This window comes from Acinetobacter seifertii (assembly GCF_000368065.1).
Taxonomy (GTDB): Bacteria; Pseudomonadota; Gammaproteobacteria; order Pseudomonadales; family Moraxellaceae; genus Acinetobacter; species Acinetobacter seifertii.
Map to the genome: position 1 here is coordinate 1,710,164 of NZ_KB851200.1, position 23,752 is coordinate 1,733,915.

Below are 23,752 nucleotides of genomic sequence, written 5' to 3' on the forward strand. Positions count from 1 at the left end.
TCAATATCGATGCTCTCTTTTTAATTTAGGCCACAGGTGCCAAGGTAAATAATACTTGTCCTGTTTTTACGGTTTGACCTTTTTCAATGGTAATGGTTTCTACCTTCATGCGTTCAGGCGCAATAATTGGAATTTCAATTTTCATTGCCTCAATTACTGCAAGGGTCGCACCTTCTTCAACTATATCTCCCGATGCACATTCGATTTTCCATATTGAGCCCGGCATGTGTGATTCGACTGCACAGCCCCCTTCAGGGATCATCACGGTTTCACCTTCATCAACAGCATCTAGACTTTCAGAAATATATTCTTGCAAGCCCGCTTCGTGCCAACGGCGGCGCTCAGCCTCAAAGTTAGCTTGTTGCATATCTTTAAAGGCTTGAATGCTGTCTTGATGCGTCTTTAAAAACTCGTTGTATTCTTTTAGGTTGAGCACGCCCTCTTCAATGCGAAGTTTTAGTCGGCCCGCCTTAAAGTCTTCACGCATTTGTAAAAGTTCAGCCTCAGAAACTTCATAAAACTTCACTTGGTCAAAAAAGCGTAATAACCACGGTTTACCTTCTTCGAAGTCGGCATTTTTACGGTAACGACTCCACATTTGAGTGGTACGACCAACAAACTGGTAGCCACCCGGCCCTTCCATGCCGTATACACACATATAAGCACCGCCAATGCCGACCGCATTTTCAGGTGTCCAAGTTCGCGCAGGGTTATATTTTGTGGTGACTAAACGTTGGCGTGGGTCCAGTGGTGTGGCAACGGGTGCACCTAAATACACATCACCTAAACCCATCACCAAATAGTTTGCGCTATAAACCACATCTTTAACTGCTTGCTTGGAAGCTAAGCCGTTAATACGGCGAATAAACTCGACGTTATCTGGGCACCATGGCGCATCTGGTCGAACAATTTGTGTGTAGCGCTCAGTTGCAAGTTGGGTTTGTGAATCTTCCCAAGCCAAAGGCAAATAGACCGTCCGTGAAGGCACCTGCATATTTTGAATATCAGGTAACTCGGCTTCTGCTTGTTGAAGTTTCTCTAAAAGCTCCAGTTGATCGAGTTGAATTGAATCAAAATGAATTTGCAGTGAACGGATACCCGGTGTTAAGTCGATAATGCCCTGAATGTTTTGATCTTTGACCCATTGCATAAGCGCATGAATACGGAAGCGTAAATTTAAATCGAGTACTAACTCGCCATATTCCACCAGTAAATAGCTATTTCCTGCTGGTCGATAGGTCACGCTTGGTAAATCATCTTCACTGTCTAAAGTGGCTAAAACGGCATCTTTTAAAGTGTCGGGTTCTGCTTGAATGATTGGATTAAAATCGATCTGAGTCGTATCAGCCGTGGTTAAGCTTTGATGATATTTTTGGTCGAGTGCTTTTGCTTGCGCGTAACTCACAGGCACAAATTTGACATTATCGCCGGCTTTCAGCTGCCCGATTTTCCAAAGCTCAGAATGAATCACTACCGCAGGGCAAACAAAGCCACCTAAGCTTGGACCATCCGGCCCCAAAATAATTGGCATATCGCCCGTAAAATCAATTGCACCAATGGCATAAGCATTGTCGTGAATATTGGAAGGATGTAAGCCTGCCTCACCACCGTCTTCACGTGCCCACTCAGGTTTTGGCCCAATTAAACGAATGCCTGTACGGCTTGAGTTATAGTGAATTTCAAACTCATTGGCAAAGAAGGTATCAATATCTTGTTTGGTGAAAAAATCTGGCGCGCCATGTGGCCCATACATGACAGCAATTTCCCAGTTTTGGGTAAAGCTTGGAATTTGTGCTTGAGCTAAAGCCGTGGTCGATTGAGCGGAATATTCAGTAATCGGCAGCATATCACCAACTAATAAATTACGGCCTGCATGCCCACCAAACTGCCCTAAAGTGAAAGTTGCCTGTGACCCTAAATAGTCAGGAACATCAAAACCACCTTTCACACCTATATAGCTACGGCAACCTGAACGGATAAGTCCACATTTTAAAACTTGGCCTTTTTTTACATTGACGGTTTGCCACATCGGCACAAGTTCGCCATCAAGTTTTGAAGGCATATCACCGCCCGTAATGACAATTTGGCTATCGCAGTGAAACTTTAAAGTTGGCCCTTGCAAGGTACATTCAAGCCCTGCGGTATTTGGTTCATTGGCCAAAAGCTGGTTTGCCACAGTTAAACTGAGTGGGTCTATGGCACCTGATGGTGGTACACCAACATCCCAATAACCTAACCGACCTGTTACATCTTGAATGGCAGTTTGAATACCAGCTTGCAACACCTCAATTTTTTGAGTTTTCCATTCAAACGTATTTAAAAATCGAGTGGTTTGAGTACCTAAAGCAAACACATCACAAGCAATAATGTTTTGTAAATATTCAAGATTGGTTTCAATCCCTGCCACTTGTGTGTTGGCAAGACTAAAACTCATTGCCTGTATGGCTTGGTCCCGTGTTGCAGCAGTCACAATGATTTTGGCAATCATTGGGTCATAAAAAGATGACACCGTTGAACCTGTTTCTACCCATGTTTCGACTCGTGCTTGCGGGTCAAATTTAACATGTGTGAGTAAGCCTGCACTCGGCTGGAACTGTTTAATTGGGTCTTCGGCATAAAGACGAACCTGAATGGAATGTCCTGTTGGCTCTAACTTTTCAGTCGGTGCTGACCAGTCACCGCTTGCCAAAGTAACCATCCACTCAACTAAGTCGACACCAAACACTTGCTCAGTCACGCCGTGCTCGACTTGCAAACGTGTATTGACCTCTAAGAAATAAAATTCTTGAGTTTCGGTATCCATGACAAACTCAACTGTGCCTGCCGAACGGTAGTTCACCGACTGCATGAGTTGAATTGCAACTTTTTGAAGATAGTCGCGTTGCTGTTCATTTAAGTGTGGCGCAGGTGTTTCTTCAATCACCTTTTGATTACGACGTTGCACCGAACAATCACGCTCACCCAACGCTAAAACTTGTCCTTGCCCATCACCAAAAATTTGTACTTCGATATGGCGTGCGTGTTGTACAAATTTCTCTAAATACAAACCTGCATCTTTAAAATTCACCTGCGCCAAATAAGATACGGTTTGGTAGGCATCTTTTAATTCAGTTTCATTCCAGACCAGACGCATACCAATACCACCGCCACCCGCGGTACTTTTCAGCATGACTGGATAACCAATACGGGCTGCCTCAGTTAGGGCTTCAGCTTCATCAGCAAGTAATGAACTGCCCGGAAGTAAAGGCACATTGCTTTTAATAGCGAGTTCACGTGCAGTATGTTTTAAACCAAAATCGAGCATTTGGCTTGAAGTTGGCCCAATAAAGGCAATTCCTTGGCTTTCGCATAAATCACAAAACTCGGCATTTTCAGACAAAAAACCATAACCGGGGTGAATGGCTTCTGCTCCCGACTGTTTTGCTACTTCAAGGATTTTTTCAATATTTAAATAGCTTTGATGGGCAGGTGCAGGACCAATCAAGAAAGCTTCATCGGCCAAAGTCACATGTAACGAGTCACGGTCGGCTTCGGAATAAACTGCAACCGAAGCGATCCCGAGTTTTTTAAGGGTACGAATTACACGACAGGCAATTGCACCGCGGTTGGCAATTAGAACTTTTTTAAACATGCTTACACCCCTTCCGCTTCACGGACAACCAGTTGAATTTTGGTTGGGTTATAGGCGTTACATGGGTTATTGAGCTGTGGACAGTTGGAAATTAAAACAATCAGATCCATTTCTGCCCGAACTTCTACATATTTCCCCGGCCCTGAAATTCCATCATCAAATTTAAGCTGTCCGTCTGGTGTCACAGGCACATTCATAAAAAAGTTAATGTTTGGGCCGATGTGACGGACATTTAAGCCATGCTTTTTTGCAATCGGGTGTTTTGCCAAGGCATACATAAAGTTGTTACGGCAACTATGCATTGGGTACGTTTCATGTGCATAACGAACCGTATTACTTTCACAAGAACAAGCCCCGCCAATGGTGTCATGGCGACCACAGTTATCATCATGAATGACGGCAATTGGACGGCCAAAGTTACTATAGAGCTTGGTGCCTTTTTCTAAATAAATCTGTTGATTGATGGCCAAAGTATCCATTGCGCTATAACGCTCAGTTGGGTTTTCGGCGCTCATAAACAAAGTATCGACCGCTTGGTTACCCTCCAGATCAATAATTCGAAAATATTGGCCTTTTTTAACCTCGCACATCCACGCTTCACCCGCAGGACAAACTTCATTTAAAACTGCTTTTTCAAATGATTGTAAAACTGTCATGATGCTTCTCCTGATTTAAATATTGCTAAGCGCGTAGTAGCGGGCTGTGTTTTGAAAGGCACGCTGATTTTGCGAACATGCATCACGACAAATATCGCTGTCTGTTAGTGAATTGGCTTTAAATAAACTGAGTTGAATATCAGCAGGTTGATAGATTGGGCTGGTGTCTAAACCATGCGGTGCAGCAGATAAAAATAGCAGGCAGTCCATTTCAAAACGCAGTTCAATGCTTTGATCAGTATTGTCAGAACTGACATATGACAAGGCGCCGTTTTCATCAGGCACAACTTTAGAAAATAGGTTAACCGCGGCACTCAGGTCTTGGCTGGCAAGCCCGTATTTACACATTTCAATGAGTAAGCTGTCTAAGCCGTTTTGGTACATATCATTGCGGGCATCTTGAAATGTGCGCGTTCCAAATTGCTTTTCAATTTGTTCAGGTCGACTTGGGCCACAAAGTGCATCATTCCAGCCATGATCATCATGAACAATGGAAGCCATGACTCGGCCAAGGTCTGAGTACAATACGTTGGAAGCTTTTAAATAGGCAGTGTGTTGCCCTTTTAAACTGTCGGGCATATTGAATCGTTCAAGCACATCGGCAGCATTTACACAAAACAAAGAAACATTTGCCTGAGCGCCAAGCGATGTAAATCTAAGAATAGTTCCTTTTTGAATACGACCCGACCAGTGATGTCCTCCGGGTAAAAGTTCGGTCCAAATCGCCTGATTGTTATGATAACTTGCAGTGTTCATAGCTACTCCTGTCGGATAGTTTTAGACTTCCTCCCGGGCTTTTATCCCTCCGTGTAGTTCGCTAGGAACCGTGAACTCTCGGTCCAGTCATACGTAAAGTATCGGAACCCTAGATCACTTTTAATTAGTTATGACTATGCAAAGGACATGCCAGCTTAGTATTACGGTTTTGATTAAAAGTAATACTAATCTTGGGCTGTTTAGGTGCGATTTAAGTTCAAAAATAAAAACCTGCACTTAAAATTGTGCATTTCAAAATAAAAAAGCCCCTTGCACGAAGAGGCTTAAGAATGAATTATAAGAGAGCGTATTAAGGAAGTAGAATTACCTTGCGACAGTCCTGTTCTCTTTCATTAAAAATGCGATAACCCTCTGCGGCATCTTCTAATTTCATTCGGTGGGTAATAATCGTTTCAGGTGACAAGTCACCACGCTCAATAAATTCTAGTAAAAGCGGTAAATATTGATGCACATGGGTTTGGCCCATTTTAAAAGTTAAGCCTTTATCAAAAGCATCGCCAAATAAGAAGCCATGAATTGGGCCTGCATATACCCCCGGTACACTCACCACACCACCACGACGAACCGCGGCTATACATTGACGAAGCGCTGCGCCACTTGAACCTTCAAGCTTTAAATTGGTGAGCACTGTTTCAATGACACTGCCTTTTGCCTCGAAACCAATGGCATCAATCACCGCATCGACGCCACGATAATTGTCGGTATTTTGAATAATAAATTCGGCCGCATCGACTTCATCAAAATTAACTGGAATGGCACCGTAGGTTGCCGCCGCATAGGTCAATCGATATTCATTGTGATCGACCATAAATATCTTTTCAGCGCCAAGCATCTTGGCACAAGCGGCGCTTAATAGTCCGACTGGCCCTGCACCATAAATTGCAACGGTTGAGCCACGAGTCACTTGAGCGTTGGTCACCGCCTGCCAAGCGGTAGGTAAAATATCGGTCAAGAAAAGTACTTTTTCATCTGACAATGAACCAGGCACTTTAAAAGGTCCTTTGTTGGCTTTTGGGACACGAACATATTCTGCTTGGCCGCCCGGTACTCCGCCATATAAATGGCTATAACCAAATAAAGCTGCACCAGGTGGAATTTGCTTTTTATTAATAATTGCACCACGCCCTGTATTGGTGGTTTCACAGGCAGCGGTCAGGTCAAGTTGGCAAAAGAAACATTCACCACAAGCAATCACAAAAGGCACAATGACACGGTCGCCTTTTTTCACGTGAGTGACTGCGGGGCCTACTTCTTCAACAATACCCATAAATTCATGCCCAAAGATATCGCCATGTTCAGTCTTTGGGATTTTGCCTCGATATAAATGCAAGTCAGAGCCACATATCGCTGTGGCGGTTACACGTAAAATAATGTCATCCGGTTCTTGAATAATAGGGTCTGCAACCGTTTCAACTCGAACGTCTTCGGCACCGTGGTAAGTAAGAGCACGCATATTGTTATTCCTCTATTTCCTTTCATGTCATTTGATTATGAGGAGGCTTTCTTTACCGTTTGCAACGATTGTTATTTTTCACGTAAGGCATATTACTCAAATACAAATAAATGAAGCCCTCGCTCTGCCCTAAAATGTGCAATATAGAGATGAAATCACGCCGACGAACTAGAATTCCACCCTAGTGAAAAGCGTGCTAATATCCAAATTCTGACAATTACTCATGTCAAATTTACTTTAGAGGGAACAAGATGTTAAAAACTCAAAAAATCAACATCGTACAAGAATTTGATACACCTATAGACAAAGTCTTTGCAGTCTTGAGTGAACACGAAAACCTAAGCAAACTTTTTGCCCCTGCTAAAGTCACTCGCATTAGTAATGGCAAGGATGCACGTAACGGTGTTGGCTCTGCCCGCAAGATGTCTATTCCGTTTACACCTTCATTTGTTGAAACAAATTTAGTTTACAAAGAAAATGAACTGATCGAGTACGCGATCACAAGCGGCATTAGTCCAATTAAGGCGCATCGCGGTGTGATGCAATTTACTGACTTGGGAAATAACCGAACTCGTTTGAATTACACCATCAGCTTTAAAGGTCGCGTTCCTTTTATTGGCCCGATTATTAAAGCTGCTTTAGAAAATGGCGTGAGCCGTGGTCTTAAAAAACTTAAGTTTTAACTCGTCCTATCAAATAAAAGCCCTATTACGGGCTTTTATTTTTTGAAGATTTCTACGAAAACATCGCTATAAAATATGTGAATTGTTTATCCCGCTCATCTATATGGTTATCGCTGAGCCTTTGAATAATGGTTCCTTCAATTATATGTAAAAGTAGTTTGGCATCGTGAAATGAAGCATCCGCTTTTAATGTTCTAAGCTGGCTATAAAGTTCATTGGTTAGCCACATTCTATATCTCACTGCAGTTTGATAAGCGTTTGGGTAATTATTTTTAGTTTCAAAAATGGTTTTCAATAGCAGGTAATACATTCCTTCTAAGTCTGTATGTAAGTCATACAGTGTTTTGAGTTTGTCTCTCACATTTGAGTCTTGGTCATATTCAACCGTTGCAATGACTTTGTCTTGTAGCCGTTCTTTTTGCACGAGTAAGCAGATTTCAATAAACCGCGCTTTGGACTGGAAGTGATGATAAAAAGTCATTTTTGTAATTTCAGACTCTTTGATAATTCTATCGACACCTACTAAATGGAATCCGTGATGGTGAAATAAATCAATTGCTTTATTCACAACTTTTAAAGCACGTGTAGAAAGTACTAAAAGTGACATATCTGTACCGTTTAAAATAATTTTTTGTTGTATGTAAAAGAGATAGAAATGCCGTCACTCTTAAATTGAGTGCTAAAAACAGGCATGCAAAAGCGGCACAATAAAGGTGTGCTCGCCTATCTCGGGTTTATTGTTGCTATGATTTTTGGGTCGAAACGATTCTTAAGGTGCAGAAAACCTAGAGTCGATTAAACCGATTTCGAGAGTATTTAAATGGTATAAATAGAGAGATTTTGGCAAAGGCCAAAAATTGAGAAGAATTTGTACGCATGAACGAACTCCTTTGGCTATAAAAGAAGTTTCACCGCATTACTGCTAAATAATGGTGGCGAAACGAAAGAGGGTTAGCAGACTGGAGCCAAAGAATCCAGCACACCCGAAGGTGTCCCCCTCCCGTTCCGCCGTAGAGGGGGCACGCAGGGATTTCCACAAAAAAGTTAGACTTTTTCGTGTACTTTGGCTGATGGTCTGCTAAAACCAACTGGCAATGTAGGCCAGCCCGCAAAGGATAGTATTCGCTTTTGTTATCGTCAAGCGTAGGAAATGACAATTGTATTAAAGTAGAGCGGTCGAAGATATAAGAAAAATATAACTAAATGGACAATCGACTAAATACCTAGATAAAAAACCAGTAGATTTAATTTTTTATAAATAATTTGATTTTGTTCTTGAAAAATAAACCATTATCCTCATTATTGTTAGAACGTAGCTTCTAATTTTCATCTTTGCGAGTTGCGCTGCACGTATCCAAGCGGCATTGTGATACCACGGTCACTAGTTGGTCATGGGTCACTGGCGTGTCTCTGGACTATTCATTCGCCCATGACGGGCTGAGTAGTCATGAGATTTCTAGCTTGGACCCGTCTTCTTCCCTAGGTAATGTCGGGAAGGCGGGTAAAGAGCGTGTGGGGCAGCCCATGAGCACGGATGGGGAAGCGCGTAAGTCGTCACCTCACTCTGGCTGTGTTTTCGATTGGCTTTCATACGGTATTTGCGCCCTATTAAGTCATTTACACATTTGTTATTGGGAGGATTTGGATTTGAGTGAGTTAAATACTTTGTTATTGCGTCTCATTCTCATTTGCTCGGCGGCGGTTGCGCGGTTCACGGTTTGCATCTCTTTGCGAGTTGCGCTGCACGTATCCAAGCGGCATACTGATACCACGGTCACTAGTTGGTCATGGGTCACTGGCGTGTCTCTGGACTATTCATTCGCCCATGACGGGCTGAGTAGTCAAGATTCCACCTCTTTAACGCAAACCTAGGGTTAGACATTTGCGGCAAGAATTACGATGACAAAAAAAGTAAAAACTGCATTAGTTCAGGTTGCAAGCCTTGCTAATCTTGAAGAAGCTTGGGACCATATTTGGAAAAATTCAAAAAAACAATCTAAAAACTCATTAGATTTAAATAATATGAGTCTCAATGATTTTAATCATAATAAAAAACAACTATTAAAAAAAATTTCAAAAAAGTTGTTAGATAGATCTTATGGATTTACTGATCTCCATCCGTTTTTAGTTCCTAAATCGAATGGTAAATATAGGTTAATTTGTGTACCGACTATTGAAGACCGTATAGTACAGCGAGCTTTACTAAATGTACTGAACAATTATTATCATAATCAACTTGATAATGGTATAAGCTATGGTTTTATCACTAAAAAAACAGTCAAAGATGCGGCGAAGAAAGCCTGTGAACTTCGCAAGAAGCATAATTGGGTTTATAAAACTGATATCACTGCATTCTTCGATAATGTAGACCGTGAAAAACTTAAGGAAAAGATTAAATCTTTAGTTAAACATCGTTCTCTACATCCTCTATTATTTTCGATAATAAATCGTGAAGTACGAATCACTTCAAATTCTCAAGCATCACGGATTAAAAAACTTGGAATTAGAAGAGGACATGGTGTCCGCCAAGGAATGCCTTTGTCTCCTTTTTTTGCAAATTTATTTTTAGGAACTTTTGATAGTGAAATTAAAGCTAATGGTTTTAGCGCTGTAAGATATGCTGATGATTTAATTTTCTTTGCTAAGAGTAAGCATGAATGTGAACAAATTGATAGTTTTTGCCGTACATCTTTAAAAAAATTAGATTTAGATATCCCCCTACTTAGTGAATTAAATTCAAAGACAGTAATTTACAACCCAGACGAAACAGTTGAGTTTTTAGGATTAGGTTTAAGTAAGAAAAAATGTAATGCTGACTATGAGCTTATTTTGACAAGTGAACAATTGCATATGATCCGTACTGAATTACTACAATTAGGCTCAATCAAACAATTACTGGATAGTAATATTAAGCTAGCTAATCTTGGGGTTGCTATTGAGTCACGTATATCGGGCTATAAAGCCGCATACTCAGATTGTATTACTAACTATACTGAGCTTGAAAACCACATGATTGATTTACATCAGAAAGTTCTCCATAGAATATACGGAGTTGGTGGTTTAAATATTAATTTAAGTTCTCTTTCTAGTGAAAATAGAAAATTTCTTGGTTTAACTTAATCTAGTCAACTCCTTAGAAAGGCTTAATCAATCCATCAACTTTTTACGGCGATACAACCCACAATCTCCTGAAAATAACGCTGCCAATAAACAAGTAATAATGGCGTAAGTGGCAACATTCATTCCAAATAGTTCAATCGCTAAAATAATAGATGTTAAAGGCGCCTTACTTGCCCCAGAAAACAAACTGACTAACCCTAAGCCTGCAAGCAATGAAATTGGTAGATTTAAAACCGCCCCTAAAGCATTACCTAATGTCGCCCCCACATAAAACAGTGGTGTAATTTCGCCACCTTTAAAACCCGACCCTAAAGTAATGGCAGTAAAAACAGTCTTGTTAAAAAAGTCGTAAAACTCAATCGGCACATAAAAAGATGCAATGATTTTATCTGTACCCAAACCGTTGTATTGCTGATGTGCAGTAAACAGCGTAAGTAGCATAATGACAATACCACCGACCATGGTTCTTAATGGCAAATAGCGAATGTATTTATAAAAGACATCACTCGCGAAATGAATAGCAGCAATAAAGAAACGCGCAGCTAAACCAAAGACTAACCCTGCCGCAATCAAGCTCATGAGCACGCCAAAATGAATAGCTGGAAACTCACTTATGACGTAAAAAACATGTGGATGAACTATATCGAATAGCTCAGGAATGGTCGAAGCAATCAGAGCAGACACAAAACATGGAAAAATAGCTGAGTATCTTAAATTACCTAAAGCGGTAATTTCTAAACCATAAATTGCACCAGCCATAGGCAAACCAAACACGCCAGCAAAACCAGCACCAATACTGGCGATTAAACAGATTTTGCGATTGTCTTCCGAGATTTTTAAAATATGGCTTAAGTGGTCAATTAAAGCACCCGAAAGCTGTACCGCTGGTGCCTCACGCCCTGCGGAACCACCAAATAACTGCGTTAAAATTGATGTAATAAAAATGATGGGGCTCATTCGTTTTGGAATAAACGACTTAGGTTGATGAATCTCATCTATGAGTAAATGTGTTCCGCGTTCAATGGGCGATCCATATTTTTTAATGAGATAACCAATACCAAAACCCACAAAAGGCAAAAAGTAGATGAGCCAATGATGCAAACTTCTGACTTTATTTGAAATATCAAAAGCCACAAAAATTGAGGTCGATGCCAGCCCCGCGACGACTCCAATCACAATGGATATGACGAGCCAATAAACACTGTATTTTAGAATTTGATCATATTCAGATGAAGGTAGAATTTTCATTCGCTTTCTTCAATTCGCCTTTGAGTGAGTGCCAAATTCTCAAATTATTTTTTATGCAGCCAGCTCATTAAGTGAGAAATGCTTAAACTGGGCTAAAAATTAAAGCTCGCATAAGCGAGCTTTAAATACAGTGATCAATATTTATATCACTTAACTGTGATAAATATCTCATAACCATTACAGGCTTTCAAGTTGAAATTGGTTAATCAAAGGTTAAAACCATCGACTCAATTAATTAATAAACAATCAATAAAGTAAATAATTAATTAATACTCGCAATCACGGTTTCAGCATGGCAGGTCGCACCCTTCTCTGCGCTAATCTGAATCACACCACTACGGTGTGCCAGTACCTGCACTTCCATTTTCATGGCTTCCATAATGGCAACCACTTGGCCTTCGGTGACTTGCTCACCATTTTCAACTTTCCAACCACTAATCACACCATTAATTGGGGCAAGTAAATGCTCGGCACCCACTTCTGGCTCGGCAGTTTGTGCTTGAACGGCAGTTGCTGGGCCTTGTGCAAACATACCCGCAGGTAAACCTAAACGATGTAACTTGCCATCAATTTCAATGTAGCTCAGCAGCATTGGTTGTTGATGGTTTGGAATACCGCGTTTAGTCGGCTTTAACTCTTGTTTAAAGTCATTTTCGATCCAACGCGTATGTACATTAAATTCTTCGGTAAAGTCAGGTTCATTGAGTACTGCACGGTGAAAGTCTAAAACTGATGCTACACCTTCAATTTTAAATTGTTTTAAAGCACGTTTAGCACGGGCAATTGCAACTTCACGAGTTGGACCACTCACAATCAGTTTTGCCATGAGTGAGTCAAAGTGACTAGACACTAGAGAACCAGTGCGAACACCAGTGTCCACGCGTACACCGTTACCAAACGGCGCTTCAAATAAACTCAACACACCAAAGGCTGGAATAAAACCACGTGCTGGGTCTTCGGCATTTATACGAAACTCAATCGCATGACCTTGTGCTTTTGGTGTTTCTTCAATAGAAAGCTCATGGCCCTGTGCCACGCGAATTTGCTCAACCACCAAATCGACTTTTGAAGTTTCTTCAGTCACTGGGTGTTCAACTTGCAAACGCGTATTTACTTCTAAGAATGAAAGCTTGCCGTCACGACTTAGTAAGTATTCGACTGTACCTGCACCTACATAGTTTGCAGCCTGACAAATGTTTTTTGCCGAGGTTAAAATTTGCTGGTAAATCTCATCGCTAATAAATGGGGCTGGCGCTTCTTCGACTAACTTTTGGTTACGGCGTTGCAACGAGCAATCACGTGTACCAAGTACCACAATATTGCCATGTTGGTCGGCTATGACTTGTGCCTCTACATGGCGCGGTTTATCGAGATATTGCTCGACAAAACATTCACCACGACCAAAGGCAGCTTTTGCCTCGCGTACTGCCGACTCATAAAGCTCTTTGACTTCTTCGAGTTTCCAAGCAACTTTTAAACCACGCCCGCCGCCACCAAACGCCGCTTTAATGGCAATTGGCAAACCAAACTGTTTGGCAAACTCTAAAGCTTCATCTGCATTGTTGAGTGGGTATTGCGTACCCTGAACTAACGGCGCACCGACTGAAGCAGCAATTTTACGTGCTTCGATTTTATCGCCTAGTTTTTCAATGGCACTTGGAGATGGCCCTACCCATTTTAAACCCGCATCAATCACGGCTTGGGCAAACTCAGCACGTTCAGATAAAAAGCCATAACCCGGATGCACCATCGTTGCTTTCGATTTTTTTGCAATTTCGATAATGGCTGGAATATTTAAATAGGTTTCACTGGCAGTCGCACCAGCCAAGCCCCATGCTTCATCTGCAAGTTCGACATGCATGCTTCCAATATCGTCATCTGCATATAACGCGACCGATGAAATGCCCATGTCACGGCAGGCATGGATAATACGAACGGCAATTTCACCACGGTTAGCAATCAATAATTTTTCTGTATTCATCATTCATTCTCAAAATCTGTAAATTCGGCAATTTTTTTAAATTTGATGCGGCAACCTGCCGGAATCTGTGCCACCAAGTCCCAATGGTGTTTAGCAACAGAGCCAATGACCGGATATCCACCCGTTAAAGGGTGATCATTCATAAACAAAACGGGTTGGCCGCTCGGTGGAATCTGCAAAGCACCAATGCATGTGCCTTCACTTTCTAGTTCATGGGTTATTTTGCGAGTCAAAGGCTGTGCACCTGAAAGTCTTAGCCCGACTCGGTTGCTTTCATTGGTTACCAGCCATTCTTGCTGACAGAGCAGTTCAATACTGTCTTGTTCAAACCAGTCAGTGCGTGGCCCCATCACAATGTCTAGCTCAACGACTTCGCCAGCTTTTGGTAAGTCGCTTTTGCCCACTTCATTTACACTAATGTTGGTTGCCTTTACTTGCCCTTGGTAAATGGTATCTCCAAGTTTTAAAGGCTCTGGCCCTAGTACCGCCAAGCTGTCAAACGAAGCGCTATTCAGTACTGGTTCAACGTCTATACCACCGCGAACTGACAAATAGTTTCTTAAGCCTGCTGTTGGCGGCAGAATTTGAAATTCATCGCCTTCGTCTAAATCAATCGGTTGATAACTTGCAAAGTCTGCGGTTTGACCGTCAGCAAATTTCACATGAATATTTGAAATAGTACCTGCCACCGCAATAACGCCTGCATGCTGCATCTTGGCCTTTAAGCCACCATTTAAAACTTCAATAACGGGTGTATCGGTTGGATTACCCACAATACGGTTAGCACTGTGCATGGCTGACACATCCATTGCACCTGCCACGCCAACCCCAATGTTGGTCTGATTTAAGCGCCCTTCGTCTTGAATAAGCATCTGTAAACTTGGCGCAGTAATCGTAAATAGTGGCAGAGATTGTTTCGGCTCAACCTTACGTGTGATTTGCTGCGGTACATTTACAGTGGTTGGACTATGCGTAACATCTTCAAAATGTACGGTCATGCCCGGTAACAGCAATGCAGGATTTTTACGTTCTAAATCCCACATTTTTTCTGATGTTGTACCAATCAACTGCCAGCCACCCGGACTGTCTTTTGGGTAAATACCAGAGTATTTTCCAGCCAAACCCAAAGAGCCTGACGGTATTTTTTTACGCGGAACCGTTAAGCGTGGAATATCGGTAAAAGGCTTATCGGGACTACTTATATAAGCAAAGCCCGGCGCAAAACCAATAAAAGCCACATTCCACACGCTTTGGTGATGTTTTCTAATCACATCAGCCACAGACAGCCCTTGTAACTCGGCAACCTGAGCAAGGTCTTCGCCATCGTAACGAATCGGCACAATCACTTCTTGGCTACTGCGCTCAAACCCAGAATCAATTTTAAGGCTTTGAATTGAAGCAACCAGCGTTTTAAAGTTAGTTTCGATCTCGTTAAAAAAAACCAAAATTGTTTTTGCAGCAGGGACTAAGTCTTTAATTCCATTCAATTGCGTATTTTGCAATTTATTGTATAACGCCAAAGTTTCTTCTAGGCTCGCAAGCTCAATCAGAAAACAATCGGCGTTTACCGATAAAAAACGCATTTGCTTATCCTTTTAATTCTTCTTTAGTCCAATTAGCCCATCCAAGCGCGGTCAGGAATGTCGGTAATAAACATATGACCCGGTGCATGACTAATCGCAAAAGGAATTTTCGAATTCATCACCGCAGCTTGCGGTGTTACCCCACATGCCCAAAACACTGGGATTTCACCTGCTTCAATACGGGAAGCATCGCCAAAGTCTGGCTTGTTTACATCCTTAATGCCTAAGCTTTCAGGGTGCCCAATATGTACAGGTGCACCATGCACGCTTGGCATACGTGATGTAATTTTTACCGCTTCACTAATTTGATGCGATGGAATAGGTCGCATAGAAACCACCATGTTTCCTGAAATACGCCCTGCTGGTTCACACTGTATGTTGCTCAAATACATCGGCACATTAGTGTCGTCATGAATATGGCGCACTTCGATGCCCGCTTCTTGCAAAGCCGTTTCAAACGAAAAACTACAGCCAATTAAGAAAGTCACTAAATCAGGATGTGCATTATAAATCTCACTTGCATCGGTCACTTCATCGACCATTTCGCCATCTTTCCAAATGCGATAGCGCGGAAAGTCGGTTCGGATGTCTGAGTCTGCCGCAAGCTTAGTTGCATAAATGCCTTCTTCGAGCACATCAAGCACTGGGCAGCTTTGCGGGTTACGGTGTGCATAAAGTAAAAAGTCATATGCCCACTCTTTTGGCACCGAAATCATGTTGACCTGCGTCATGCCCGCAGCCATGCCTGCCGTTGGTTTATCAAAACCTGCACGGATTTTTAAACGCGCATCTAATGTGGCTTCAAGCTGAGCTGGGTCGACTTTAATATCCTTATACATGGTTGCTCATCCTTATGCTTTGTTTACAAATGGGCGGATTTCAATATTGTTTTTTACAAGCTCGGCTTTAATGGCTGCCGACATTTCTAATGCGCCATCGGTGTCGCCATGTAAGCAAATGGTGTCGGCTTGAATTGGTGTAAATATGCCATCAATTGACTCAACCCCACCATTTTTAAGCATAGACACCACACGGCTCGCAACAAATGCCGAGTCGTGCAAAACCGCACCTTCTAGACGGCGAGATACCAATGAACCATCGCTGGTATAAGCACGGTCTGCAAATGCCTCAGATACCACTTTTAAACCAGCCGCACGTACCTGCTCGACTAAGTTTGACCCAGCCAAAGCCACCAAAACCAGTTCAGGGTTATACATTTTAATCGCATCAATTACTGCCGCTGCCTGTGCTTGGTCATGTGCAATAGTGTTATAAAGTGCGCCATGGGGTTTAACGTATCGCACTTTTGAGCCTGCCACTTTTGCCAAGCCATCGAGTGCAGAAATTTGGTAAAGCACATCGGCAATAAGTTCGTCACGTGACAAATCCATATTACGGCGGCCAAAGCCTACAAGGTCTGGATAAGACACGTGAGCGCCAATAGTCACGCCAAGCTCCACTGCTTTACGAACCGTTTTTAAAATGCCAAGCGGGTCGCCAGCATGGAAGCCACAAGCAATATTGGCACTGGTCACGACTGGTAAAATCTGGTCATCATTACCCATTTTCCATGAGCCAAAGCTTTCACCCAAATCACTATTTAAATCTACAAACATGGCATTATTCCTTTATTACTTTACGCAGTCTGGCTTAAAGCTTAGTCAAATAGTTAAATACTGTCGTAAATGACATATAACCCATCCACCACGTCAACAGACATGTTAAACCACCCAAAATAAGTAACCATTTTGGATAGTTATAATTACCCATCAAATCTTTTCGGCATGCAGCAACATACACAAAAATTGTAAGACCAATTGGCAACACCAAACCGTTAAAACCACCGACAAAAATGAGCAGACCTGCTGGAGTTGCACCCAATAATACATACAGCAATAAAGCCAATGCGATAAAGGTAATGGTCGTATAGTTGGTTTGTTTTGGAGTTAAATTCTTTTTAAATGCAGTAAAGAATGAAACCGAAGTATATGCTGCGCCGATGGTGCTACTAATACCTGCTGCCCAGAAGATTAAACCAAATAATTTAAAACCAAATGTACCCGCTGCATATTGGAATGCTTGAGCTGCCGGATTAGCATCATGGCTAGCTAAATCAATGGTTGCACCGCTCACCACCACACCTAAAAACGCTAAAAACAATACGTAGCGCATGATACCAACGACAACAATGCCTTTGGTTGCAGCTTTAGCAACTTCATCAATATTTTCAGGGCCAACAGCGCCTTTATCGAGTAAACGATGTGCACCTGCATAGCAGATATAGCCACCAACCGTACCGCCAACAATGGTGGTAATAATGGCAAAGTCGATATGATCTGGAGCAAAAGTTTGATGTACAGCTTGTCCCACAGGAGGCATTACAATGACGGCAACAATAATAATCAGCAGGATTTTAAGCAGTCCCAACACGATCATGCTTTTATCCATGGCAAGCGTTGCTTTTCTTGATGCAAAAATCAAAATGGCTAAGGCACCACTTAAAATACCACCCCACTTTGTGTCTAGGCCAAAAAGTGCATTTAAACCTAAAGCTGCACCTGCAATGTTACCGACACTAAAGAAAAAACCGCCCAAAATCACCAGAAACGCCAGTAAATAACCACTACCCGGCAATGCTTTATTGGCAATATCTGATGCACGCATTTGAGTGAGTGTTACTACTCGCCAAATGTTTTGTTGAACTACATAATCAATGAGAATGGAAACTAAAATTGCAAAGCCAAATGCAGCACCTAACTTCACTGTAAATACAGCAGTTTGGGTTAAAAATCCTGGCCCCATTGCAGAGGTCGCCATCATAAAGATTGAGGCAACAATGGCCCATTGGCGATCTGATAAAAAAGAAGATTTTAGTAAAGACATATTAATGCGTTCCTCATCCATTTGAGCTTAACAACGCTATTTCAAGTTGAACCAAGAACACCATTTTTGTCCCAAACGATATTCTTTAATCCTTTAAAATGACAAAGATTCCCTATTCCCCAATCAACTTAATCGGTGATCAAATCTTGTATCTCAAATAAAAACATAGCTCATCCTTACGGACAATAAGACTTTTTACATAAAATAAAATTTATAAGTATTTAATTTTTATTATTTTTTAATTTCATTAAAAGTCAGGATAAATTTTACTTATCGACTTTCATAAGCTGCCTTTATGACTTTGCATACAAGCAGCGATAATTTAGAGAAGAAAAATGAGATTAAAAGATCACCGATTCTACTTATTTTTTAATTTGCTCATTCAGCCTTTTCATGGCACTCGCCGAGACTTTAACAGCGACCTCGGTTAATTTTTCTTTCAAGGCAACGTCATTCCCGTGAATATAAATGGACGTGAAATGAAAGGTTTTTAAGCGAATAGGCGTATCTAATATTTCCAATCGTCCGTCGGTAATTTCCTTTAAAGCCGTTAAGGTCGGTACGACTGCAATACCTAAACCTTGCTCAGCAAGACGCAACAACGTCGCTAATGAATAACTGGTAATTGAAAGCGGCTCATCAATGCCCTGTTCTTTCATTTTGGCCTTTAATTCCTTATAGGGATAGGTAATTTTTGGATAGGTTAAAATGGTATGCGACATTAAGGCTTTAAAAGACATTTGCCCAATTCCACCTTTAAACGATGGTGCTGCTAAGAAACTGAGTTCAAAGTTACAAAGTGACTGCTCAATACATTCAAAAGCCAAGGTTGGGCCAAGTAAAAAGGCCATATCCAAGTCACCTGTACGAACGCCTTCTTGTAAATTAGGTGTCAGGTCAACCACAATTTCGACCGAAACTTTTGGAAATTCTTGTTGAACTTTTTCGATATATTCAACCAACCACGTATACACAATGGTTTCGGAAACGCCTAAACGTATGGTTCCCGTCAGATGCTGGTTTTCGGTAAGCTCTGCGACCAGATCGGTTTCTAAACGCATAAACTTTTCGGCATATTTAAATAAGGTCATGCCTTTATGGGTCAGTTTAAACTGCCGCAAGCTTCGGTCTAAAACCTTAAAACCTAATTCATTTTCAAGAGATGTGATTTTTTGAGAGACAGCAGGCTGCGTCGTTTGTAATTTAATTGCCGCCTTATTGAAGCTATTTAACGTCACAACCCAATAAAATGCTTCAAGATTCTTTAAATTCACGTTTCATCCTGTCTTAAAAATTCCTTTACTTTTATAGTATGTAAGCTTTTAACATGTTAAGGCCAGCAATAAATAAATTTTTAACTAAAGTTAGTTATCCAAATTTTTAAATGCTTTGGAAAGCTGACTAATTGTTTTGATCTGCTTTGCATAACGGCGGCATGATCGGCATGCCAACAAATGCAGTTGTAAACTACTTTGCTCACGTAAAAAAAGTGGTCTATCTTGTTTTTCAGACAACAGTTGAGTGGCTTGTCGACATGTCAACATGAACAATCCTCCTTCAGTAACCATTTATTTTCTAAGCATTCCCGTAAACGGGTACGACTTCGATACATCAAGACATTAAAGTTTGAAATAGATAACTCCAGCTTGCTACAAATTTCGTTAGAACTCAGCTCTACCACTTCTCTCATCATAAAAACCTGAGCATATTTGGCAGGCAAATGATCTAAACAGGCTTCAAAAATTATCCAAAAATCTGACTGTTCCATCATTTCTTCAGGGCTTTGCCATGCTTGAGGTGCTTCATATTTATGCCAGTGTCCTGAAGCATCAAACAATTCATCAACACTGAGTTCGCTTTCCTCATCTTTAAATAATTCAGACATGGCAACCAAACGTGACTTTTGCCGAACCACATCAATAATTTTATTTTTTAAAATAGCGAATACCCATGTTTTGAACGCAGCCCGCCCTTTAAATGAATCTAAGTTTTGAAAAGCACTGGTTAAAGCCTCTTGCACTACATCTTCAGCTTGCGGAAGTGAGGATAACTGTAAAAAAGCAAATTTAATCATTTGCTGCCTTAAGTCTTGTAAAAAGGCTGGGTTATGCAGTTGATCCCCTAAGTCGTCATGACGTGATGCCGCGGCTGAAGTCATGCTTGTGCCTCTTTAAAATCATGGAGAGTTTGGATTAATTGTAGTCGAGATAAGAGGTTTTTGAGTTCTTGAATTTGCAGATAAATTTCAGACTCAGACAAGTTAGCGAGTACAGATTGAATAAGGGTGAAAATATCATGGTCAGTTAAGGTTATATTTTGCGTTAACTGTTCAATCAACATAGCAAACAGTGGAGAGAGTTGTTCAATACATACTTTATCTTGTTCATCGCGCCAGACCATTACTGCGCCTGGTAAAAGTTCTACTTGTTCTGGAGTCATTAAAGTCGTCCACGTATAAACGGGATATTGATAAACCAATACCCATACTTTGGTGGTTAACTGCCAAGCATAATTTTCATGTAAAACAACATCTTCAATTTCAACAGTGTCTAAATATAATTCTAGCCATTCAAACTGTAATAACTCAGCCAACCAAGGATACTCTTGTAATATCGGATGCTGTTGCTCTGTTAAATACTCTCTAAACTCTAAAGAGATATCATTGTATAAAGGTGAGCGGCTTTTAGCTTTTTGAAAAAACTCTAACAACAATTGTTGCCACTTTAACTCTGGCAACATGGCACGAGCTACTGGATAAACTAAGTCAATAAATGAACAAATATTATTAAAAAGTAAATCCCGATAAATTTGCATTCTTTGAGGAGGAAGTGCTTGAGGTAATTCCAAATCAGGATCACGAATCCAGTCACAAAACTGTTGCTGCATGGTTTGGAAGGATATTTGATTTCCCTTCATAGCCAGTCTCCTGTTGTTGAATGAGTTTGATTTTGGCGAGTTCCTCTTCTAATTCTTGCCATGATGGAATATTAAAATCGCGTTCCAATAATGTCGGTTTTATTCCGCATACTTGATAGGTATATCTCAACAACTCCCAAACACGGTCACAAACTTCCGCCCCATGGGTATCAATTAACAAATTTTTCTGAACTTTTTCATGTCCAGCAATATGTAAGTAACGAATTCGTTCCTTTGGCATGTTCTGAATAAATCCAAATGCATCGCTACCATGATTGGTACTGTTGACATAGACATTATTTACATCAAGAAGCAAATCACAGTCAGCATGTTGAATCACTTCACGAATAAATTCGGCTTCACTCATTTCGGCATTCGGCATGACGTAAGTAGAAACATTCTCTATGACTAATCTTTTCCCTAAAATATCCTGTACACGCAAAATGCGTTCAGCCACATATTTAACAGCGGCTTCCGTCATCGGTATTGGCAACAAATCATATAAATAGCCGCCATCATTTGTATAACTTAAATGTTCAGAATAAATTGGTACTCCGTATTGTTCTAAAAAACTTTTTACTTTACCTATAAATTCGAGATTAAGTGGATGCGGCCCCCCAATAGATAATGACAAGCCGTGACAAATTAACGGTGCTTTTTCTGCACACTGTGCAAGTAATTTTGCATGTCGACCACCAAAACCTAGCCAATTTTCTGGGGCAACCTCAATAAAGTCGGGATATGTTTTTGCCGTTAGAAATGCATCTATAAAGTCACGTCTTAAACCAAGCCCTACACCATTCAACTGCATCATGGTGACTTCTCCTTTTGGAAATGATGCCGACACTTAATAGAAGGCCGACATCATCCTTGATCAGATGGTTTACTTAGCGCCACACTTGCCATCAGCAACTTTTTTATCTGCACCGCACTTACCGTCCGCTGCTTTTTTAGTTGCACCACATTTACCATCTGCTGCTTTTTTAGCTGCTCCACATTTTGCTTCCGCAGATTTTTCATGTTTTTTCATTTTGTTAGCTCCGCATTTCGCTTCACCACATTTACCATCAGCTGCTTTAGTTGCATGTACTTCAGTTGTTGTATTGGTTGCTGCTACAGCCATTTGCGTAGCACCTGCAACTGAAAGTGCTAATAATGCTGCCACTGAAGTCATTGAGTTGAGTTTGTTCATTTTCGTATTCCTTTAATGCTAATTTCTCGGTTTGTACACATGTACATAAAGTTAGACGGATCAAATCCTTTTTTATTACACCGTAAATAAAAAAATTTTTTATGTAAGAAATACAGTTTCCATCCGACTAATTATTATTCAATCGCATTGGATGTGAAATTATCATGAAGAACTTTATTTATGGCTTATCTCAATATTATCAAAATCTCGGTAAGTCTTTACAACATATTGATGGCATTGCAGCACTTGCTCTTCGATTGTACCTCGTCCCTATATTTTGGATGGCGGGTACAAATAAATTGATGCACTTCAATGACATTGTAGAATGGTTTGGCAGTTCAGATGGAGGATTGGGACTTCCTTTCCCCTATTTAATGGCTGTGCTTGCAACGTCAACTGAACTGGCAGGTGCAATACTCTTAACACTGGGTTTGTTTACCCGTTTAATTAGTATTCCACTTATTATTACGATGTTGGTTGCAATATTTACTGTACACCTCCCAAATGGATGGCAAGCAATTGCAGACCCGCATGCTCCCTTCGCGAACATGCAAGTATTGGCTTCCGCTGAAAAGTTAGATAAAGCTCGAGAAATTTTACAGAACTATGGCAACTATGACTGGCTTACATCGAGCGGCTCGTTTGTTATTTTAAATAACGGAATTGAATTTGCCGCGACCTATATGATTATGCTACTTGCCCTGCTTGTACTTGGCGGCGGCCGTTATTTCAGTTTAGATTATTGGATTAAAAATAAACTACGCTAATCGATTATTGCACCAGCAGTCATGTTTACAACCGTTGCGGTCATTGAATTCGCATGTTCCGAGGCAAGAAAAGCAACGGTTTCTGCAACTTGTGAAAGTGTCGGTAGTCGTTTTAGCATGGTGCTCTGAGCAGCACCTTCAAGCCATTGCCCTATGCTGAGCCCCATGGCCTGTGCTTTAGACTCAAACAATTCGCGTGTATAAGAGCCCGCTTGAACAGCATCAATAATTGCATGTGAGCGTACACCGAGTACCCGTATATTCTTAGGGCCTAGCTCACTGGCAAGCGCTTTAATAAATGCCTCAATACCAGCACAGCCCACAATATGTCCTAAATGTCCTGGTATCGCCATTCGTGCTGAAGGTGCCACAATTGAAATGATGGTTCCATCGCGCTTACCGCCCATATAAGGAACCGCAGCTTTAGAGATATTAAACTGCGCCGTTAGAAATGGATTTATTCCCCCTACAAACTCATCAAGGTTTAATTCTAAAATTTCTTTGCCTTGATTATGAATAAAACTGGTCGCATTGATGACGATATCTAAACCACTCGTCGCTTGAGCAATTTGAGCAACTGCCACACTGGTTACTTGACTATCTAACACATCGACATTGACGGTATGTACCGCGCCTTCGTATTTTTGCAGTTGTATCGCAATGTTTTGCAGTTTATTTAAATCCCTTGCACATAAATAAACATGTGCTCCTTCACGAAGAAAAACCTGCGCAATCGCAGTGCCAATTGCGCCGCTGCCTCCAAAAATTACTGCTACTTTTCCCTTGAGCAACATACGGCATCCTCTTGTTATTGTGCGCCATGCTTAGGTTATGACACACAATCAAAAGTGATGCAATTTTA

Annotated in this window: 21 protein-coding genes and 1 riboswitch; of the genes, 3 read left to right on the plus strand and 18 right to left on the minus strand. The window is 41.1% G+C overall.

The genetic code is table 11. The features are described 5' to 3' along the window. Positions 1–25: 25 nt before the first annotated feature. From uca to F985_RS15540, 4 genes are all read right to left on the minus strand, one after another. Complete coding sequence (gene uca, locus F985_RS15525; RefSeq protein WP_004702503.1) at positions 26–3,631, minus strand: urea carboxylase; 3,606 nt, start codon at positions 3,629–3,631, stop codon at positions 26–28. Between the two features lie 2 nt (positions 3,632–3,633). After that, positions 3,634–4,287 (minus strand): urea amidolyase associated protein UAAP2, encoded by a 654-nt coding sequence (locus F985_RS15530; RefSeq protein WP_000217380.1) that lies wholly within the window; start codon positions 4,285–4,287, stop codon positions 3,634–3,636. A gap of 15 nt (positions 4,288–4,302) precedes the next feature. Next, entirely contained in the window at positions 4,303–5,043 is a 741-nt protein-coding gene (locus tag F985_RS15535) for an urea amidolyase associated protein UAAP1 (protein WP_004702505.1), read from the minus strand. Between the two features lie 28 nt (positions 5,044–5,071). Continuing rightward, a riboswitch (guanidine-I (ykkC/yxkD leader) is annotated at positions 5,072–5,167 on the minus strand. Positions 5,168–5,353: 186 nt separating this feature from the next. Continuing rightward, positions 5,354–6,517, minus strand: coding sequence for a zinc-dependent alcohol dehydrogenase (locus tag F985_RS15540; RefSeq protein WP_004702506.1), 1,164 nt, complete (start codon positions 6,515–6,517; stop codon positions 5,354–5,356). Positions 6,518–6,768: 251 nt separating this feature from the next. Between F985_RS15540 and F985_RS15545 the strand changes: the two genes are divergently transcribed. Then, positions 6,769–7,200, plus strand: coding sequence for an SRPBCC family protein (locus F985_RS15545; protein ID WP_004702509.1), 432 nt, complete (start codon positions 6,769–6,771; stop codon positions 7,198–7,200). 52 nt (positions 7,201–7,252) lie between these two features. On the opposite strand, the gene F985_RS15550 is transcribed toward F985_RS15545, so the two are convergent. Next, complete coding sequence (locus tag F985_RS15550) at positions 7,253–7,807, minus strand: TetR/AcrR family transcriptional regulator (RefSeq protein WP_004702510.1); 555 nt, start codon at positions 7,805–7,807, stop codon at positions 7,253–7,255. A gap of 1,292 nt (positions 7,808–9,099) precedes the next feature. On the opposite strand from F985_RS15550, the gene F985_RS15555 reads away from it, so the two are divergent. Next, on the plus strand, positions 9,100–10,320 hold the full coding sequence (locus tag F985_RS15555; protein ID WP_004702512.1) for a reverse transcriptase/maturase family protein: 1,221 nt from the start codon (positions 9,100–9,102) through the stop codon (positions 10,318–10,320). Between the two features lie 27 nt (positions 10,321–10,347). Here F985_RS15555 and F985_RS15560 read toward each other — a convergent pair whose 3' ends face one another. The 12 genes from F985_RS15560 to F985_RS15615 all read right to left on the minus strand — a co-directional run bounded on the left by F985_RS15560 (position 10,348) and on the right by F985_RS15615 (position 22,123). Continuing rightward, complete coding sequence (locus F985_RS15560; protein ID WP_004702515.1) at positions 10,348–11,568, minus strand: chloride channel protein; 1,221 nt, start codon at positions 11,566–11,568, stop codon at positions 10,348–10,350. Between the two features lie 262 nt (positions 11,569–11,830). Then, positions 11,831–13,549: an acetyl/propionyl/methylcrotonyl-CoA carboxylase subunit alpha gene (locus F985_RS15565; RefSeq protein ID WP_031944507.1), complete on the minus strand. Its 1,719-nt coding sequence runs from the start codon at positions 13,547–13,549 to the stop codon at positions 11,831–11,833. Then, entirely contained in the window at positions 13,549–15,132 is a 1,584-nt protein-coding gene (locus tag F985_RS15570; protein WP_004702519.1) for a 5-oxoprolinase subunit B/C family protein, read from the minus strand. The genes F985_RS15565 and F985_RS15570 overlap by 1 nt, the downstream gene beginning before the upstream one ends. A gap of 32 nt (positions 15,133–15,164) precedes the next feature. After that, positions 15,165–15,971, minus strand: coding sequence for a putative hydro-lyase (locus F985_RS15575; RefSeq protein WP_004702520.1), 807 nt, complete (start codon positions 15,969–15,971; stop codon positions 15,165–15,167). A 12-nt stretch (positions 15,972–15,983) separates the two neighbouring features. Further along, a complete protein-coding gene (locus tag F985_RS15580) occupies positions 15,984–16,748 on the minus strand; it encodes a LamB/YcsF family protein (RefSeq protein WP_004702522.1) in 765 nt (254 codons plus the stop codon). A 34-nt stretch (positions 16,749–16,782) separates the two neighbouring features. Next, positions 16,783–18,036: an NRAMP family divalent metal transporter gene (locus F985_RS15585; protein ID WP_077168285.1), complete on the minus strand. Its 1,254-nt coding sequence runs from the start codon at positions 18,034–18,036 to the stop codon at positions 16,783–16,785. 341 nt (positions 18,037–18,377) lie between these two features. After that, on the minus strand, positions 18,378–19,289 hold the full coding sequence (gene mumR, locus F985_RS15590) for a LysR family transcriptional regulator MumR (protein ID WP_004702525.1): 912 nt from the start codon (positions 19,287–19,289) through the stop codon (positions 18,378–18,380). A 90-nt stretch (positions 19,290–19,379) separates the two neighbouring features. Then, positions 19,380–19,559 carry a zf-HC2 domain-containing protein gene (locus F985_RS15595; protein WP_004702527.1) on the minus strand — a complete coding sequence of 60 codons (180 nt, stop codon included), beginning with the start codon at positions 19,557–19,559 and terminating at the stop codon, positions 19,380–19,382. Further along, the gene (locus tag F985_RS15600; RefSeq protein ID WP_004702529.1) at positions 19,553–20,173 is read right to left on the minus strand and encodes an RNA polymerase factor sigma-70; all 621 of its coding nucleotides are present in this window, start codon (positions 20,171–20,173) and stop codon (positions 19,553–19,555) included. The genes F985_RS15595 and F985_RS15600 overlap by 7 nt, the downstream gene beginning before the upstream one ends. Next, entirely contained in the window at positions 20,170–20,931 is a 762-nt protein-coding gene (locus tag F985_RS15605; protein ID WP_004702531.1) for an HvfC family RiPP maturation protein, read from the minus strand. The genes F985_RS15600 and F985_RS15605 overlap by 4 nt, the downstream gene beginning before the upstream one ends. Then, positions 20,882–21,745, minus strand: coding sequence for an HvfB family MNIO-type RiPP peptide maturase (locus F985_RS15610; RefSeq protein WP_004702532.1), 864 nt, complete (start codon positions 21,743–21,745; stop codon positions 20,882–20,884). The genes F985_RS15605 and F985_RS15610 overlap by 50 nt, the downstream gene beginning before the upstream one ends. Positions 21,746–21,814: 69 nt before the next feature. After that, positions 21,815–22,123, minus strand: a complete 309-nt coding sequence (locus F985_RS15615; RefSeq protein ID WP_004702533.1) for an HvfA family oxazolone/thioamide-modified RiPP metallophore — start codon at positions 22,121–22,123, stop codon at positions 21,815–21,817. Between the two features lie 164 nt (positions 22,124–22,287). On the opposite strand from F985_RS15615, the gene F985_RS15620 reads away from it, so the two are divergent. After that, positions 22,288–22,890 (plus strand): HvfX family Cu-binding RiPP maturation protein, encoded by a 603-nt coding sequence (locus F985_RS15620; protein ID WP_004702534.1) that lies wholly within the window; start codon positions 22,288–22,290, stop codon positions 22,888–22,890. Here the strand turns inward: F985_RS15620 and F985_RS15625 are convergent. Beyond that, positions 22,887–23,684: an SDR family NAD(P)-dependent oxidoreductase gene (locus F985_RS15625; protein WP_004702535.1), complete on the minus strand. Its 798-nt coding sequence runs from the start codon at positions 23,682–23,684 to the stop codon at positions 22,887–22,889. The two genes, F985_RS15620 and F985_RS15625, sit on opposite strands and share 4 nt — an antisense overlap. Positions 23,685–23,752: the final 68 nt, after the last annotated feature.